This is a genomic window from Arthrobacter halodurans, assembly GCF_041877255.1.
Classification (GTDB): domain Bacteria; phylum Actinomycetota; class Actinomycetes; order Actinomycetales; family Micrococcaceae; genus Arthrobacter_N; species Arthrobacter_N halodurans.
Map to the genome: position 1 here is coordinate 193577 of NZ_JBHDLJ010000006.1, position 15572 is coordinate 209148.

12 protein-coding genes are annotated in these 15572 nt (G+C 71.7%); 5 read left to right on the forward strand and 7 right to left on the reverse strand.

Annotation, left to right across the window (positions count from 1 at the left end; all coding sequences use genetic code 11):
- Nucleotides 1–20: 20 nt before the first annotated feature.
- From ACETWP_RS09710 to ACETWP_RS09725, 4 genes are all read left to right on the forward strand, one after another.
- Entirely contained in the window at nucleotides 21–719 is a 699-nt protein-coding gene (locus ACETWP_RS09710) for a tyrosine-protein phosphatase (RefSeq protein WP_373972031.1), read from the forward strand.
- Nucleotides 720–767: 48 nt separating this feature from the next.
- Complete coding sequence (locus tag ACETWP_RS09715) at nucleotides 768–2315, forward strand: insulinase family protein (RefSeq protein ID WP_373972032.1); 1548 nt, start codon at nucleotides 768–770, stop codon at nucleotides 2313–2315.
- Nucleotides 2316–2318: 3 nt separating this feature from the next.
- A complete protein-coding gene (locus ACETWP_RS09720) occupies nucleotides 2319–2909 on the forward strand; it encodes a GNAT family N-acetyltransferase (protein ID WP_373972033.1) in 591 nt (196 codons plus the stop codon).
- Between the two features lie 113 nt (nucleotides 2910–3022).
- Entirely contained in the window at nucleotides 3023–4018 is a 996-nt protein-coding gene (locus tag ACETWP_RS09725; protein ID WP_373972034.1) for an NAD-dependent epimerase/dehydratase family protein, read from the forward strand.
- 34 nt (nucleotides 4019–4052) lie between these two features.
- Here the strand turns inward: ACETWP_RS09725 and ACETWP_RS09730 are convergent, their stop codons facing one another.
- Entirely contained in the window at nucleotides 4053–5096 is a 1044-nt protein-coding gene (locus ACETWP_RS09730) for a serine protein kinase RIO (protein ID WP_373972035.1), read from the reverse strand.
- A 243-nt stretch (nucleotides 5097–5339) separates the two neighbouring features.
- Between ACETWP_RS09730 and paaZ the strand changes: the two genes are divergently transcribed.
- Nucleotides 5340–7472: a phenylacetic acid degradation bifunctional protein PaaZ gene (paaZ, locus tag ACETWP_RS09735; RefSeq protein WP_373972036.1), complete on the forward strand. Its 2133-nt coding sequence runs from the start codon at nucleotides 5340–5342 to the stop codon at nucleotides 7470–7472.
- A 168-nt stretch (nucleotides 7473–7640) separates the two neighbouring features.
- On the opposite strand, the gene ACETWP_RS09740 is transcribed toward paaZ, so the two are convergent.
- From ACETWP_RS09740 to ACETWP_RS09765, 6 genes are all read right to left on the reverse strand, one after another.
- A complete protein-coding gene (locus ACETWP_RS09740; RefSeq protein ID WP_373972037.1) occupies nucleotides 7641–9317 on the reverse strand; it encodes a thiamine pyrophosphate-dependent enzyme in 1677 nt (558 codons plus the stop codon).
- 437 nt (nucleotides 9318–9754) lie between these two features.
- Nucleotides 9755–10444 (reverse strand): nicotinamide mononucleotide transporter, encoded by a 690-nt coding sequence (locus ACETWP_RS09745; RefSeq protein WP_373972038.1) that lies wholly within the window; start codon nucleotides 10442–10444, stop codon nucleotides 9755–9757.
- Nucleotides 10445–10583: 139 nt separating this feature from the next.
- On the reverse strand, nucleotides 10584–11201 hold the full coding sequence (locus ACETWP_RS09750) for a TetR/AcrR family transcriptional regulator (RefSeq protein WP_373972039.1): 618 nt from the start codon (nucleotides 11199–11201) through the stop codon (nucleotides 10584–10586).
- Nucleotides 11202–11231: 30 nt separating this feature from the next.
- Complete coding sequence (locus ACETWP_RS09755; RefSeq protein ID WP_373972040.1) at nucleotides 11232–12551, reverse strand: phenylacetate--CoA ligase family protein; 1320 nt, start codon at nucleotides 12549–12551, stop codon at nucleotides 11232–11234.
- Nucleotides 12552–12600: 49 nt separating this feature from the next.
- Complete coding sequence (paaI, locus tag ACETWP_RS09760; RefSeq protein ID WP_373972070.1) at nucleotides 12601–13053, reverse strand: hydroxyphenylacetyl-CoA thioesterase PaaI; 453 nt, start codon at nucleotides 13051–13053, stop codon at nucleotides 12601–12603.
- 293 nt (nucleotides 13054–13346) lie between these two features.
- Nucleotides 13347–15527: a S9 family peptidase gene (locus ACETWP_RS09765; protein ID WP_373972041.1), complete on the reverse strand. Its 2181-nt coding sequence runs from the start codon at nucleotides 15525–15527 to the stop codon at nucleotides 13347–13349.
- Between the last annotated feature and the right edge of the window lie 45 nt (nucleotides 15528–15572).

Here is a 15572-nt window from a genome sequence, read left to right on the forward strand (position 1 = left end):
GCGCGTGGCACAGTGGTGTCATGCGACAGGTGGAGTGGGAGGGCGCGGTCAACGCGCGGCACGTGCTCGGCGGCCTCTACCGCATGGGCCGCAGCGAGTGGCTCACGGAGCGCGGGTGGCGGCAGGCGTACGACGACGGCGTGCGCACCGTGATCGACCTGCGCAATGCCGACGAGCGGTCCCGGCGCCCCACCGACCCGGCGGTGCCCGACGCGGCCCTCGCCGGCATCACGGTGGTGCACCGACCCACCGAGGACCAGAACCATGCGGAGTTCATGGAGCTGGCCGCCCCCTACCTGAGCCATCCTCGGTTCTACCCCCACAACCTGCGCTTCTTCCCGGACAAGGTGGCGGCGGTGGTCCGGGCGTTGGCCGCCGCGGAGGGGAAGGTGATCATGCACTGTTCGGCGGGCCGGGACCGCACGGGGCTGATGGTCACGCTCCTGCTGCTGCTGGCGGACCGGCGCGACCTGGTGGAAGCCCAGTACGACGCCGGGGCTCGCGGGATCAACGACTGGCACCGGGTCAGCCCCGTCAAGCACCCCTACGAGCGGTACCTGCCCGCGCCGGAGTTCGAGCCGGTGCTCAGGGAACGCGTCGCGGCCCTCGCCGAGTTCGCCGACGGCCTCGCCGTCGAGGAGTTCCTGCTGGGGCAGGGCTGCACGAGCGCGCAACTCGCCGCGGTGCGCCGCCTCCTGGCCGACGGGGCGGAACGCTAGGCTGACCTCACCGAACGCCGGCCTTCGGGCCAATCCCCAGGAGAGACCATGACGTCGACCGCGCCCCCGCAGATCCACCGCACCGAAGTGGACGGCGTGCCCGTCTACTGGGCCGACACCCCGGGCAGGCTCGAGGCGCACCTGTACTTTCGCGTGGGCGTCCGGGACGAGTCTTTCGCGACGACGGGCATCACGCACCTGATCGAGCACCTCGCGTACTCCAGGCTGCCCGCGATCAAACACGAGCACAACGGGCAGGTCGAGCTCGGGCTCACCACCTTCTCCGCGACGGGGCGTCCCGAGGCCGTGGCGGCGACCCTCGAGGATCTCTGCGGATCGCTGGGCGCCATCGCCGCGGGCGACGTCGCCCCGGAACTGCTGGCCACCGAACTCAGGGTGTTGGAGGCGGAGGGCTCGCTGGCGGTGCCGCCGCACCTCGCCGAGGCGCTCGGCACACGCTACGGGCTCCGGGGTCTGGGGCTGGCCGCGGCAGAGCCGGTGTTCGCGGAGCGCCTGACGCGCGGGGAGGTGGCGGAGTTCGCCGCGCGCTTCTTCACGCGGGGCAACTCCGCACTGGTCCTCTCCGGGCCGCCGCCCGAGGGGCTGCGGCTACCCCTGCCCGAGGGAACGCGCGACGGATGGGAGACGACGCCGACCGCGCCGCAGGCCCTTCCCGCGGAGTACGTCTCCGGCGGGGACGGGCTGGTGCTCTCCTTCTCGCTGCCGGGCGACGGGTCGCCGCTCGTCGGCGCCGTCGCGGTGCTCGGCACGGTGTTGGGGGACCGGGTGCGGGCGACGCTGCGGCGCGGGCGGGGCCTGGTCTACGATCTTGATTTCGGATGTGTCGCGGTCACGCCGGAGCGGGCGCTGGCAGTGGTCACCTGCGAGCTCAAGCCGGCCAACGCCGTCGTGGTCGCGCGCGAGATCCTGTCCACGCTCCGCGACCTCCGCGACCGCGGTGTCACCGCCGACGAGCTGGCCGACGTCCTGGCCGCGTTCGAGGAGGCCGGCGACGACCCCCAGCTTCCGCTGTGGGAGGCCCGCGACGAGGCCCTGCGACGGATCGGCGTGGCGTTCCAGCCTCCCCACGACCGCCTCCTGGCCGCCATCGGTTCCGTCACTGCCCGGGATATGGAGCTGGTCCTGGCGGACCTGGAATGGTCGCTCCTGGTGGGCCTGCCGGAGGAGTCGCTCCCCGAGGGAGACGATGCCGACGGCGTGCTCTATCCGCGCCCGGCCCACCGCCCGGCCGACGTCGGACCGGGGACGGAGTACCGCCGGGGCATCGCGGGGGCGGTGGCGATGGGGGTCCCGCGGGACGCGCGCCTGAGCATCGGGGAGGGCGGCCTGTGCATGGCGGGCGGCGGCACGGTGCACGCCTTCGGCTGGGAGGACATCGCCGGGGTCGCCTGGGAGGCGCCCGCGAAGGAGGGGGCCGCCCGCCGGGCCTGCACCGTGATAGGGCGGGACGGTTTCGTGGTCAGCCTCGTGTCCGGCTGGTTCCGCGGGGGCGACCGGGCCCTGGCGGCGATCGCGGACCGCGTGCCCGCGCGGCTGCAGTACACCGAAACCGTCGACGCCCGGCGGGAGTCCTAGGCCATGGCGGGCATCGGGCCCGTGACCCTCGCCGGCCGCCTGGTCCGGCTGGAGCCGCTGGACGCGGAGCACCACGACGGGCTCGTGGACGCGGTCCGCGACGGCGAGCTGTGGAACCTCTGGTACACCGCGGTCCCCGCGCCGGCCGACATGGCCGCGGAGATCGCGCGGCGCCTGGCCCTGCGCGACTCCGGCTCCATGGCGCCGTTCGCGTTGCGCAGGCTCTCCGACGGCGTCCTCCTGGGCATGACGACGTACATGAACATCGACGCGGAGCTGCCGCGCGTGGAGATCGGCTCCACGTGGAACCGCGCGTCGGCGAGCGGGACGGGCACCAACGCCGAGGCGAAGCTCCTGCTCCTCGGCCATGCCTTCGACGTGCTCGGCTGTCCCGCGGTCGAGTTCCGCACGCACTGGATGAACCACCAGTCGCGCGCGGCGATCGAACGGCTGGGCGCCAAACTCGACGGCGTCCTGCGCTCGCACACGCGCACGGCCGACGGCAGCCTGCGCGACACCTGCGTCTACTCGATCCTCGCCGCGGAGTGGCCGCAGGTCCGCGCCGGGCTGAACCACCGGCTGCGCCAGCGCTGAACCGCCGGCCGCGCCAGCGCTGGGCCCTCGGCCGTGCGAGCGCTGGGTCCTCGGCCGCGCCTTCCGCGGACGCGACTTGCCAGAACGAGGGCCGGGGGAGTTGGCTGGACAGCATGGCGAAAATCCTCATCCTCGGCGGGACACAGTGGCTCGGCGGGACCCTGGCGCGGCAGGCCCTCGACGGCGGCCACGCGGTGACCTGCCTGGCGCGCGGCGCGTCGGGCGCGTTTCCCGAGGGTGCGCGGTCCGTCGTCGCCGACCGGGACGCGGCCGACGCGTACGCCGGGGTGGCCGGGGAACGGTGGGACCTGGTCGTGGAGCTGACGCGCTTCCCCGCCCACGCGCGCGCGGCCGTCGAGGCGCTCTCGCCCGCGGCGGAACACTGGGTCTTCGTCTCCTCGTGCTCCGTCTACGCCAGCCACGCCCGGCCGGGAGCCGCCGAGAGCGACCTCCTGCTGCCCGCCCTGGAGTCCGACGCCCCGTATAGCGACGAGAAGTACGGAGAGGCGAAGGTCGGGTGCGAGTGGCTGACGGTCGCCAGCCGCGGCAACGCCGTGCTGCTCGTCCGGCCGGGGCTCATCGGCGGCCCCGGAGACCCGTCCGGGCGCAGCACCTACTGGCCGCTGCGGTTCGCCGCCGGGCGCGGACCCGTGCTCGTGCCCAGCGACACCGGCGACCAGCGCTACGTCCAGATCGTCGACGTCCGGGACCTGGCCGCGTTCATCCTGGAGGCCGGGCTCGCCGGCCGCAGCGGCCCGGTGAACGCCGTCGGCGCGGAGATGCCGCTGGGCGACGTGCTCGCCAGCGCCGCCAGCGCCGCCGGGTACGACGGCGCGACGGTCCCCTACCCGCTCGCCGCCATGGCCGACGACGGCGTCGCGCCCTGGGCCGGTCCGCGGTCCCTGCCGCTGGTTCTCCCGGCGGGGGAGGAGTACGCGGGGTTCGCCCGGCGCTCCGATCAGCGGGCCGTCCGTTGGGGCCTGGTCCGCCGGCCGCTGGCGGCGACCTTCGCGGACATCGTCGGGCACGAGGCCGCGCTCGACGACGGCGCCCCGCGCGCCGGGCTGACGGCCGCGGAGGAGCGGGAGCTCCTGGCGAAGCGGGGCTAGGCGGGCCCGGCCGGGCGCCACCCCGCCGGTCCGGCTACCAGGCGGAGGCCACGAGCCGGGCGAACAACTCATCCGCGTCCACCGGCATGCCCCGCGAGGAGAACCAGCCGCACATGTTCCGGCAGTCGCGGGCGAGCAGCTCCATGCCCCGCGAATTGCCGGCCAGGTCCACGAACTGCGGCAGGTCGATGACCACGATCCGGTCGCCGGCGCCGAGCACGTTGTACGGCGACAGGTCGCCGTGGGCGAAGCCCAGGCGGGCGAAGGCGTCCATGGCGTCGACGACCTGCTCCCAGTACGCCGACAGCCGCTCCGGCCCCGGATGCAGCTGGTGCAGCCGCGGCGCCGCCGCGCCCGGGACCGCGGGGTCGGCGATGAACTCCATGAGGATCTCCGTGCCGCAGAGCTGGACGGGGTACGGGACGGGCGCCCCGGCGTCGAACGCCATCCGCAGGTAGGCCCACTCGGAGGCGGCCCAGCGGGAGGCCTCCACGGCGCGGCCGTAGGTCGTGCCGCCCTTGAGCGCGCGGGCGTCGCGGGAGCGGCGGACCGAGCGGCCCTCCGTGTAGGCGGACGAGCGGTGGAAAAGCCGCTGCTCCGGGGAGCGGTAGCGCTTCGCCGCCAGCACCGCCCCGTGCTCGGCGGTGGCGCGCTCGATCAGGAAGACGTCGGCCTCCTTGCCGGTCTTCAGGACGCCGAGGTCGGTGTCGATCGCCCCGGCGTCCTCGATGACGAACTCCGGGTACGGCGCAGGCCCGCGCAGCAGCTTCTCCACCGACGGCCAGGTGGACCAGCGCTGGTTCTCGGCCAGGCCGTCGTCGAGGACGTTCCAGTCGGCGGGGCGGTCCGCCACTCGCCGGTTACCCGGGCCAGCCGGTGGATCGGGGAAGCGGCCGGGGAGCCGGGCGTCGTCGTTCGAGGTGCTGCCGGCCCAAGCGGCATCGTCGTCCGCGGTGCGATCCGGGAGCCGCGCGTCGTCGTCGTTTAAGGCGCGGCCGGCCCCGCCGGATCTGCCGCGGCGCGGGCGGGCGGCGGGGTCGGGGAAATCGGGGTCGTGGGTGTCAGGCGGTGTTTTCATGCGGGGATGGACTCCTGGGGAGGGTGGTGCTGATGGCGCGGGCGCGGGTGGCGGTCGTGGCACTCATCGGGTCCTCCTCGGGTCGATCCTGCGGACGGGGACCATTTCACCATGACTGATTGAGGAATGTCAATGACTTTCGCCGCCGTGGTGCCCCGCGGTTCCCTGGGGGTGTCCTGCGGCGCCCGCCCCTGTTAGGGTGGGATGATTACTGACCGATCGTTCAGGAAGGACTTGTCGACGATGACAACGCAGACCGCGGAGCTTGTTCCCAGCTACGTCCAGGGGGGCTGGTGGACCCCCGCGAGCGGCGACGGCTCCACGCTGGTCCTCGACGCGAACACCGGCGAGGAGCTGGCCAGCGTCAGTACGGAGGGCCTCGATCTCGCGGCCGTCGTCGAGTACGGCCGCACGGTGGGCCAAGCCGCGCTCGGAGGGTCCACCATCCACGAGCGCGCCCTGATGCTTAAGGAGCTCGCGCAGTTCCTGAACGGCCGCCGCGAGGAGCTCTACCAGCTCTCGTTCAGGACCGGCGCCACCAAGATCGATTCGATGGTGGACATCGACGGCGGTATCGGCGTGCTCTTCACGTTCTCCTCGAAGGGGCGCCGCGAGCTGCCGAACTCCAACGTCATCGTGGACGGCGCCATGGAGGTCCTCTCCAAGGACGGGTCCTTCGCCGGCGAGCACATCTACACGCGCATCCCCGGCGTCGCCGCGCAGATCAACGCCTTCAACTTCCCCGTCTGGGGCATGCTGGAGAAGTTCGCCCCCGCCTTCATCGCCGGCGTCCCGACGATCGTCAAGCCCGCGACCCCCACCGGCTACGTGACCGAGGCCGTCGTGCGGCTGATGGCGGAGTCGGGCATCCTCCCGGAGGGCTCGCTGCAGCTGATCTCCGGCTCCGCGCGGACCCTGCTCGACGTGCTCGACTACCGCGACATGGTCTCCTTCACTGGCTCCGCCTCCACGGCCCGCGCGCTGAAGTCCCACCGCAACGTCCTCGAGGGCGGCGTGCGCTTCACCGCGGAGACCGATTCGCTCAACGCCGCCATCCTGGGCCCCGACGCAGTTCCCGGCACGCCCGAGTTCGACGCCTTCGTCAAGGCCGTCACCACGGAGATCACCGTCAAGGCCGGCCAGAAGTGCACCGCCATTCGCCGCACCATCGTGCCCCGGGCCCTGGTGGACGACGTCGTCCGGGCGGTCGGCGAGCGGATCGACCAGCGGGTCGTCCTTGGAGACCCGCGCGGCGAGGGCGTCACCATGGGCGCGCTGGCGTCGCTGGAGCAGCTGCGCGACGTGCGCGGCGCCGTCGAGGAGATGCTGGCCGCCGGCGGCGAGCTTGCCTACGGCACGCTCGACGCCCCCGTCGTCCGGACGGCGTCCGGCGAGGAGAAGGTCGTCGAAGCGGGCGCCTTCATGTCGCCGTTGTTGCTGACCTGGGACGACGTCGAAAACGAGTCGGTCCATAGCCGCGAGGCTTTCGGCCCCGTCGCATCCGTCATCGGCTACACCGACCTGGACGACGCCATTCGGCTGGCCGCCAAGGGCTCCGGCTCGCTGGTGGCGACGGTCTGCACGAACGACGGCGAGACCGCACGCGTCCTGACCACCGGGATCGCCGGCCACCACGGCCGCGTGCACATCCTCAACCGCGAGACGGCGCGCAGCTCGACCGGGCACGGCTCCCCGGTGCCGCACCTCGTCCACGGTGGCCCGGGCCGCGCCGGCGGCGGCGAGGAGCTCGGCGGCATCCGCTCCGTCAAGCACCACATGCAGCGCACCGCCGTCCAGGGCTCCCCGAACATGCTGACGGCCGTGACCGGCGTCTGGCACACCGGGGCGGACCGCAACCTGGCGGGCGACGCGGAGTTCGGTGGCGTCGAGGGCGCCGTCCACCCGTTCCGCAAGTCCCTGGCCGAGCTGCGGATCGGCGACGGCTTCGCCTCGCCGCTGCGCCGGGTGACGCAGGAGGACATCGCCGCCTTCGCGCGCGAGACCGGCGACACGTTCTACGCGCACGTCGACCCGGCAGCCGCCGAGGCCAACCCCTTCTTCCCCGGAACGGTCGCCCACGGCTACCTGCTGGTGGCGTGGGGCGCCGGACTGTTCGTCGAGCCCGCGCCGGGGCCCGTGCTGGCCAACTACGGCCTGGAGAACCTCCGCTTCATCACCCCGGTCCCCGCCGGCGACTCGGTGCGCATCACGCTAACCGCCAAGCGGATCACGCCGCGCGTGACGGACGAGTACGGCGAGGTGTGCTGGGACGCCGTCATCAACAACCAGGACGGCGAGATCGTCGCGACGTACGACGTCCTGACGCTGGTCGAGAAGGAAGACACCATCTACCGGAACTGGCCCGCCACGGCCTAGCAGCGGCCGGCCGGCGCCACAACGGCGCCGGCCAACGGCCGAACGGGCCCGGACCACGTCGCCTGCGACGCGTTCCGGGCCCGTTGTGCGTGGCCGCGTGGCGCGGACCGGCGGTCCGACGCCAGATGGGCGGGCCGCCGGCCGACGTGAGGTGGCGCCGTCGGCCCGTCAGTAGGCGCGGACGCGCTGCTCCACGATGAGGTGCACCAGGGCGAACGTCTTGTCCTCGTCGATGGCCCGCAGGGCGGCCTCGAGCGCCGCGGGGACGTCGGCGTCGGCCTCGACGCGCACGCCGAAACCGCCAAAGGCCTGCGCCATCAGCGCGAAGTCGGGGTTCTTCAGCTGTGTCCCGGCCACCCGCCGCGGGTAGTCGCGCTCTTGGTGGGTGCGGATGGTGCCGTACTCCTGGTTGTCCATAACGATCACCAGCGGGGTGGCCCCGTACTGCGCCGCGGTCGCCAGCTCCTGGCCGTTCATGAGGAACTCGCCGTCGCCGGCGATGGTCACCACGCGGCGGCCCGGATGGTTCAGCGACGCGGCGACCGCCGACGGGATGGAGTAGCCCATCGACCCGTTGCGGGCGCTGATCATCGACGCGTATCCGTTGGTCGGGAAGTAGCGGTGGGCCCAGTTGGTGTGCTCGCCGGCGCCGAAGGTCACCATGGCGTCCTCGGGCAGCCCGCGGACCAGGTTGGCCATGAGTGTCGCCATCCGCGCCTGACCGGCACCCGGCTGGGAGGACGGGAGCTCCGCGAACCGCTCCTGCTCGCCGCGCATGCGGGCCGTCCATTCCTTCCAGGACGTCTTGACCGGCAGGTCCATGCGGATCAGGTCGCGGACGAAGACGTCGGGCTTGGCCACGATCTGATGGGAGACCGGACCCGATCGCCCGCGCAGCGAGGGATCGATGGTGACCAGGAAGTTCTTCTTGTCCCAGTTCTGTCGCGCCGTGAAGCCGTCGGTGATGACGTCTCCCGGCACAGTGCCGATGAAGACCAGCAGATCCGTCTCCTCGAGCATGTCGTAGGTCGGCTTCGGGCGGCCGTAGCCGATGGGGCCGACGTACGACGGGGAGCCGAACGGCACGGTTCCCTCGGTGCGCCACTCGGCGGCCGCCGGGAGGTCGTGCTCCTCCAGCCACTGGGTGAACGCGGCGGCGCCCTCGGGGGACCAGTCGTTGCCGCCGGTGATGAAGAGCGGCTTGTCGGCCTCGCGGAGGGCCTCGTTGAGGGACTTCCAGTCGGTCACGGTCATGCCGCCGGTGGCCACGGGGATCCGCGGGTGGAGGGTGGCGTCGATCTGGTGCTTGATGATGTCCTCGGGGAGGCCGACGACGACGGGTCCCGGGCGGCCGCTGACGGCGGCGAACATGGCTTCGGCGACGATTTCGGACGCGCGCTCAGCGTGGTCGAGCACCATGACGCGCTTCGCCCCGGAGCCGAACCATGCCTTGGGGTCGAACTCCTGGAACGCCTCGCGGTCGCGGTGCTCGAACGGGATGAGCCCAACGAAGAGCACCATCGGGGTCGAGTCCTGCCAGGCGGTGTGCAGTCCGACGTGCGCGTTGGCCGCGCCCGGCCCGCGGGTGACCATCGCGATGCCCGGGATCGCGTTCATCTTGCCGTCGGCCTCGGCCATGTAGGCGGCGCCGCCCTCGTGCCGGCAGACCACGGTCTGGATGGAGGAGTCGTGCAGTCCGTCCAGGACGTCGAGGTAGCTCTCGCCCGGGACGATGTAGGTGCGCTCGACGCCGTGGGCGACGAGCGTGTCCACGATGACGTGGCCGGCGGACTTGAGAGCGCCGGATTCCTCGGTGTCGTCGGGAGCCGTAACTGTCTGCGTCACTGGGTGACCTCTTTCGCCTTTGAAAAAACCCGTCACAGGCCACGGCGGCGCAGTGCAGCGCGCGACGGTGGAAAACGCCGTGGTGGGCCCAAAATACCCGACGAATGGGTTACCGGGCAGTGTCGCCCGACACGTAGCGGTCACGAATGCGACGCCCGTCACTTTCGGTTGACGGTGCGCGTGTCGCGTGTGTCGCGCGCACCCGCGACGCTCCCCGGGATGTGCAGCCTCTGGGCGGTTGATGGCGCGCTGAAGTCGGGGAGGGTGCGGGCAGGGTGGATGCTCCCCGGGATGTGCAGCCTCTGGGCGGCCGATGGCGCGCTGAAGTCGGGGAGGGTGCGGGCAGGGTGGATGCTCCCCGGGATGTGCAGCCTCTGGGCGGCCGATGGCGCGCTGAAGTCGGGGAGCGTGCGGGCAGGGTTGAGGCGTGAGGGCGCCTACTCCGCGTAGGGGTGCGGGGGATACGTCTCGGCGGGTTCCGCGTCGGCCTCGGCGGGGGCCTGGCGCCAGGACCACCAGCCGTAGAGCGCCGCCCCGAACTGCAGGACCAGGACGCCGAGCGTGGCCCGCGCCGGGGCGCTCGCGAAGAAGACGGCCACGTAGCCGACCGACGACGCGGCCACGGCGAGCCAGGCCCAGCGGAACCCGTTCGCGATGCCCACCAGCGCGGCCGTTATCATCGCCCCGAAGAAAGCGTTCAACCAGATCGAAGAGGTGCCGCCCCCGAACACCAGGCCGCTCCACAGCAGCGGGCCGAGGTTGAGCGCGGTGAGGACGGCCGTCAGGCCGAACCCCCAGGCCACGGACGCGGGCGTGGCGCCGCGGACGGCGACGACGCGGCCGAAGCGGCCGAAGGCGGGGTACTTGCTGAAGCGCCAGAGCCCGTAGGCGGCCACCGCCATCGCCGGGAGCGCCCCGACGAGCCCGTCGTAGCCGAAGAGCAGCGCGGTGACGAGCGGGCCGGCGAACACGGCGAGGACCTTTACCCACCACCCCAGGTCGTTGCGCCGGGCCAATAGCAGCAGCGCGACGCCGGTCAGCAGCGAGCTCAGCGCGCTGAGGGCCACGATCGTGGCGCTCGAGCCTCCGGGCTGCTGTCCGAAGAGGTCCAAGAAAAGCTGGTCCAAGGGGGTTCTGCCTATCCAACGGGGTTCGGGCCGCGTGCTGCGGCGGGGGTCGGCGCCGGCGACGGCGCAGTCTCGATGGTATCGCCCCGACGGCCTCGACCCGGCGCGGACGTCGGACCGGCCCCCGTCCGCCGGTGCCTCAGCCGTTGCGCGTGTGGAGACCGTCCAACATCATCGCGATAGCGTTCTCCTCGACCTGCTCGGCGCTGACGGGGCCGTCCGGCCGGTACCACTCGACCATCGAGTTGATGGCGCCGAACAGCAGCCGCGTGGTGGTCCGGGGGTCGATGTCCTGGCGCAGCGTCCCCTCCTGCTGGGCCTGCGTCACCAGGTGGGTGACGTGGCGGTCGACAGCGCGCCGGCGTTCCAGCGCATTCCGCTCGATCTCCGTGTTCCCGCGCAGGCGCAGCAGCAGGGTCACATAGGCCTGGCGGCGGATCAGCACGCGGATGGTCGAGCGGAGAATGAACTCGAGCCGCTCCTCCGCGGTGCCCCGCTGCGCACGCTCGTCCTCGGCGATGGCCTCGAGCGGAACAAGCGCCTCGTCCAGCGCGAGGCGCAGGAGGTCCCCCTTGGAGGGCACGTGGTGGTAGATCGCGGACTTGCTGATGCCGAGGTTGTCCGCCAGCGTGCCCATCGACGTCGCGTCGTAGCCGTGCTTGTTGAAGACCTGCACGGCGATGTCCAGCACGGACTCCTGGTCGTAGCCGGGACGGCCGCGCTTGGCGCCGGTGGGTTTCACAGCGGTTTTGGGCATGGGATCGATTCTTTCACGGCCCCCGGGGGACTACTTGTCCCGCAGGTCGTAGATGCGCCGGAGCTTGCCCGAGGAACGGGCCAGCGTGCCCGGATCGACGACGTCGATCCGGCAGGACGAGCCGATGTTGATCTTGATGGACTTCTGCAGCTCGCGTCCGGCCTCCTCGGCGCGTCCGGTGTCGCAGTCCTCGCGGCGCTCGATTTTCACCGCCAGCTCGTCCATGCGGTTCGGGCGCGTGATCTCGAGCAGGAAGTGCGGGGACAGCCCGGCGACCTTGAGCGCGAGTTCCTCGATCTGCGACGGGAACAGGTTCACGCCGCGCAGGATGATCATGTCGTCGCTGCGGCCCGTGATGCGGCCCATGCGGCGATGCCCCGGGCGGGCGGTGCCCGGCAGCAGGCGCGTGAGGTCGTGCGTGCGGTAGCGGATGACCGGCAGCGCCTTCTTGGTCAGCGAGGTGAAGACCAGCTCGCCCGGCTCGCCGTCGCCGAGCACGCGGGTCTCGTCGAACGCGTCGATGATCTCCGGGCGGAAGTGGTCCTCCCAGATGTGGCTGCCGTCCTTGGACTCGTTGGATTCGCCGGCGACGCCGGGCCCCATGACCTCGGACAGTCCGTAGATGTCGCACGCGTCGATGTTCATCGTGACCTCAAGCTCGTGGCGCATCTCCTCGGTCCACGGCTCCGCACCGAGGACGGCGACCTTGAGCGAGGTGGTGCGCGGGTCGATGCCCTGGCGCTGCATGGCGTCGGCGATGGTCAACAGGTAGGTCGGGGTGCAGAGGATGGCGTCCGGGGCGAAGTCCTGGATCATCTGGATCTGCTTCTCGGTCTGGCCGCCGGACATCGGGATCACGGTGGTGCCGAGGTGCTCGGCGGCCGCGTGGGCGCCCATGCCGCCCGTGAACAGGCCGTAGCCGTAGGCGTTGTGTACCTTCCAGCCCGGCTTGACGCCGGAGAGGCGCAGGCAGCGCGCGCCGAGCTTCGCCCAGTCCTCGAGGTCCTGCTTGGTGTAGCCCACCACGGTGGGGCGCCCGGTGGTGCCGGAGGACGCGTGGATGCGGGCGACCTCGTGCTGCGGCACGGCGAACATGCCGAACGGGTAGGTCCTGCGCAGGTCCTCCTTCTCCGTGAACGGGAAGTTGCCGAGGTCGGAAAGTTCCTTGAGGTCCGAGGGGTGCACGCCGGCGGTGTCGTACTTCTCCTTGTACAGCGGCACGCGGTCGTAGGCGTAGGCGACGGTCTCCTGCAGGCGGGCCAACTGGATCGATTCGATCTCGTCCCGGCTCATCGTCTCTTCGGGGTCGAGCGGGTTGGGCAGTTCGGTGCGGGCTAGGGTCTCGGTCATCGTCGGCCTCTTCGGGTAGCTGGGCGGGGGAGGGGGTTCGGCGACGGGATCAGCGCCGGGGAACGGTGCGGGAGCGCCCGCGGAACTCGGCGATGACCTCGTCGTCGGCGCCGGGGACGGATTGAAGGATCTGGATGTCGTAGAGGCCGCTGCGCCCTGCCTGCTGGCGACGGTCGGCCACGGCCGTCAGGGTCCGGCCCGGGATGCCGGGCTTGAGGAAGGTGATGTCCACGCCGGCGGCGACGGTCATGCTGTCGGCCGACCCCGTGTGCGGGTTGCAGGACAGCGCGAACGCGGTGTCTGCGAAGGCGAAGATCATGCCGCCGTGGGCGATCCCGAAACCGTTGAGCATCTCGCGGCGCAGCGTCATGGTGATGGTGGCGTGCCCGTCGGCGACCCGGACCACCTCGATGCCCATCCATTCGGACGCGAAGTCGTTCTCGAGGAGCGGGTGGGCGTACTCGGTCGCCGGTCCGGCGGTCCGATCCGGGGAGGCCGTCATGGCGGAGGAATCGACGTCGATGTCGGTCATGTGATGCCCTTCACTGTTCTTTACCGAATGTTCATTAGGTAATCCGGTTCGGTCACGAAAGTCAAGCGAATCGTGGCCCGTGGACGCCGTGTGACGCGGCCCGGACGGGTGGGAAGGGACGGCCTCCCGAGGTGCGGCGACGGGTCCCGCAGCGGACGCGGCGACGGCGGGGCGGGAGCATCCCGCTCCCGCCCCGCCGTCGTCCTCGGCCTCCGCCACGCGCCGACCCGCAGCCCGCGTCCACGGCGCCCCGGATCCTCCGGCTAGATCCGCTGGGTGGCCCCCAGCGCGTCGAGGACGAAGGCGTAGTCCCAGGCGCGGTCCTTCCACCCCTCGTAGCGACCCGAGGCCCCGCCGTGGCCGCCGTCCATCTCGATCTTCATGACGACGGGCTCCGAGCCGGTGTTGCTCTCGCGCAGCTTCTGCACCCACTTGGCCGGCTCCACGTAGAGGACGCGCGTGTCGTTGAAGCTCGTGACCGCGGCGATCTTCGGGTAGGGCAGCTCCGCGATGTTCTCGTAGGGCGCGTACGACTTCATGTACCGGTATACCTCGGGGTCCGTGATCGGGTTGCCCCACTCCTCCCATTCCAGGGCGGACAGCGGCAGCTCCGGGTCCAGGATCGTGGTCAGCGCGTCCACGAACGGCACCTGCGCGACAACGGCGCGGTACAGGTGGGGGGCGAGGTTCGCGACCGCGCCCATCAGCAGCCCGCCGGCGGAGCCGCCCATGGCGGCGACACGCCGCGGGTCGGCCCAGCCCGCGGCCACCAGGTGCTCCGTGACCGACACGAAGTCGGTGAAGGTGTTCTTCTTCGCCAGCTTCTTGCCGTCGTCGTACCAGGGACGGCCCAGCTCGCCGCCACCGCGGACGTGCGCGACGGCGAACACCACGCCTCGGTCCAGCAGGCTCAGCCGGGGGATGGCGAAGCCCGGGTCCATGCTGATCTCGTAGCTGCCGTAGCCGTAGACGAGCGCCGGATTGGTTCCGTCGCGCGCGACCTCACGCCGGCGCACGATGCTGACCGGGATCCGCGTCCCGTCGGCGGCGCGGGCCCACTCCCGCTCCGCGACGTAGTTCGCCGGGTCGTAGCCGCCCTTGACGGCGGTCTCCTTGCGCAGGCTGAGCGCGCCGTCGGACAGCGCGTAGTCGTAGACGCGCGGCGGCACCAGGTAGCTCGTGTAGCTCAGGCGGATCATCGGCGCATCGAATTCCGCGTTGGCCAGCGAGCAGGTGTAGAGCTCCTCGTCGAAGGCGGGCTCGGTCGCCGCGGCCTGGGCCGGCGTGCCCAGCCCCGCGATGGGCAGGACCTGGACCCGCTCGGTGGTGTCCTTGCGCACGGACAGGGCCACGTGCGTCGAGGTGACCGCCGTGCCCTCCACCTTGACGTCGTCCCGGTGTTCGACGACGGTGTCCCACCGCTGCCGGGCCAGCGGCTTGGCGAACTCCTCGCCGCGCACCAGCGAGACCATGTTGTTGACGGCCTCGCGGTTGTGGGTCACGAGGTAGGCGCGCTCGCCGTCGATGAGCACGGGATCCATGCCGTGCAGGATGCGCTCGTCCCGGGACAGCAGCAGGCGGGGGGCGGCGGCGGGATCCACGAGGTCCAGGGAGTGCGTCTCGCTGTACTCGGAGTTGCCGATCCCGATCATGAGCTCGCGCCGGTCGGGGGAGAGGTCGAAGCCGAGCCACATGCCCGGGTCGTCCTCCTGGATCACAACGGCGTCGCCCGCCGGGTCCGTGCCCAACACGTGGACCTTGATCTGGTGCGGGCGCCAGGAGTCGTCGACGACGGTGTAGTAGACGCGCTTCCCGTCGGGCGAAAAGGCCAGCCCGTAGAAGACGTTCTCGATGGACTCCCTGAGCAGCCGGCCCGTGTCCAGGTCCTTGAAGCGCAGCGAGAAGCGCTCGTCGCCGGCGTTGTCCTCCGCGTAGGCGAGCAGCTTTCCGTCCTCGGTCACGGCCATGCCGCCGAGCGCGAAGAACGGCTTCCCCTCGGCCTCGGCGTTGCCGTCCAGCAGGATCTGCTCGCCCTGGAACTTACGGCCGGCCTGGACCACGGGCGGCGTCCAGTCCGCCGCGGCGTCGCCGGTGTCGCGGGCGGCGACGCGGCAGTGGATGGCGTACTGCTTGCCCTCCTCGGTCCGGGTGAAGTACCACCAGCCCCGCTTGCGGGCCGGCACGGAGAGGTCGGTCTCCTCGGTGCGCTCCTTGATCTCCGCGAAGATCGCCTCGCGCAGCGGCTGTTGGTGGGCGGTGACCGCCTCCATGTACTCGTGCTCGGCGCGCAGGTGCGCCACGACCTCGGGGCTCTCCTTGTCGCGGAGCCACTCGTAGTCGTCGACGAAGGTGTCGCCGTGGTGCGTGCGCTCGACCGGCAGCTTCCGGGCGACGGGCGGGCGCGGGCCCTCGGAAGGCTGGCGGTGTGCGGTGGTTTCGCTCATGGGCACCATTCAACTGCATGCGGGCCGGTCCGCGCCGGGTGTTCG

Coding starts and splice junctions, on each gene's coding strand:
- ACETWP_RS09755 (WP_373972040.1), bottom strand. CDS start 12,551: ATGACCGAGACCCTAGCCCGCACCGAACTGCCCAACCCGCTCGACCCC.
- ACETWP_RS09720 (WP_373972033.1), top strand. CDS start 2,319: ATGGCGGGCATCGGGCCCGTGACCCTCGCCGGCCGCCTGGTCCGGCTG.
- ACETWP_RS09725 (WP_373972034.1), top strand. CDS start 3,023: ATGGCGAAAATCCTCATCCTCGGCGGGACACAGTGGCTCGGCGGGACC.
- ACETWP_RS09750 (WP_373972039.1), bottom strand. CDS start 11,201: ATGCCCAAAACCGCTGTGAAACCCACCGGCGCCAAGCGCGGCCGTCCC.
- ACETWP_RS09710 (WP_373972031.1), top strand. CDS start 21: ATGCGACAGGTGGAGTGGGAGGGCGCGGTCAACGCGCGGCACGTGCTC.
- paaI (WP_373972070.1), bottom strand. CDS start 13,053: ATGACGGCCTCCCCGGATCGGACCGCCGGACCGGCGACCGAGTACGCC.
- ACETWP_RS09715 (WP_373972032.1), top strand. CDS start 768: ATGACGTCGACCGCGCCCCCGCAGATCCACCGCACCGAAGTGGACGGC.
- ACETWP_RS09730 (WP_373972035.1), bottom strand. CDS start 5,096: ATGAAAACACCGCCTGACACCCACGACCCCGATTTCCCCGACCCCGCC.
- ACETWP_RS09765 (WP_373972041.1), bottom strand. CDS start 15,527: ATGAGCGAAACCACCGCACACCGCCAGCCTTCCGAGGGCCCGCGCCCG.
- paaZ (WP_373972036.1), top strand. CDS start 5,340: ATGACAACGCAGACCGCGGAGCTTGTTCCCAGCTACGTCCAGGGGGGC.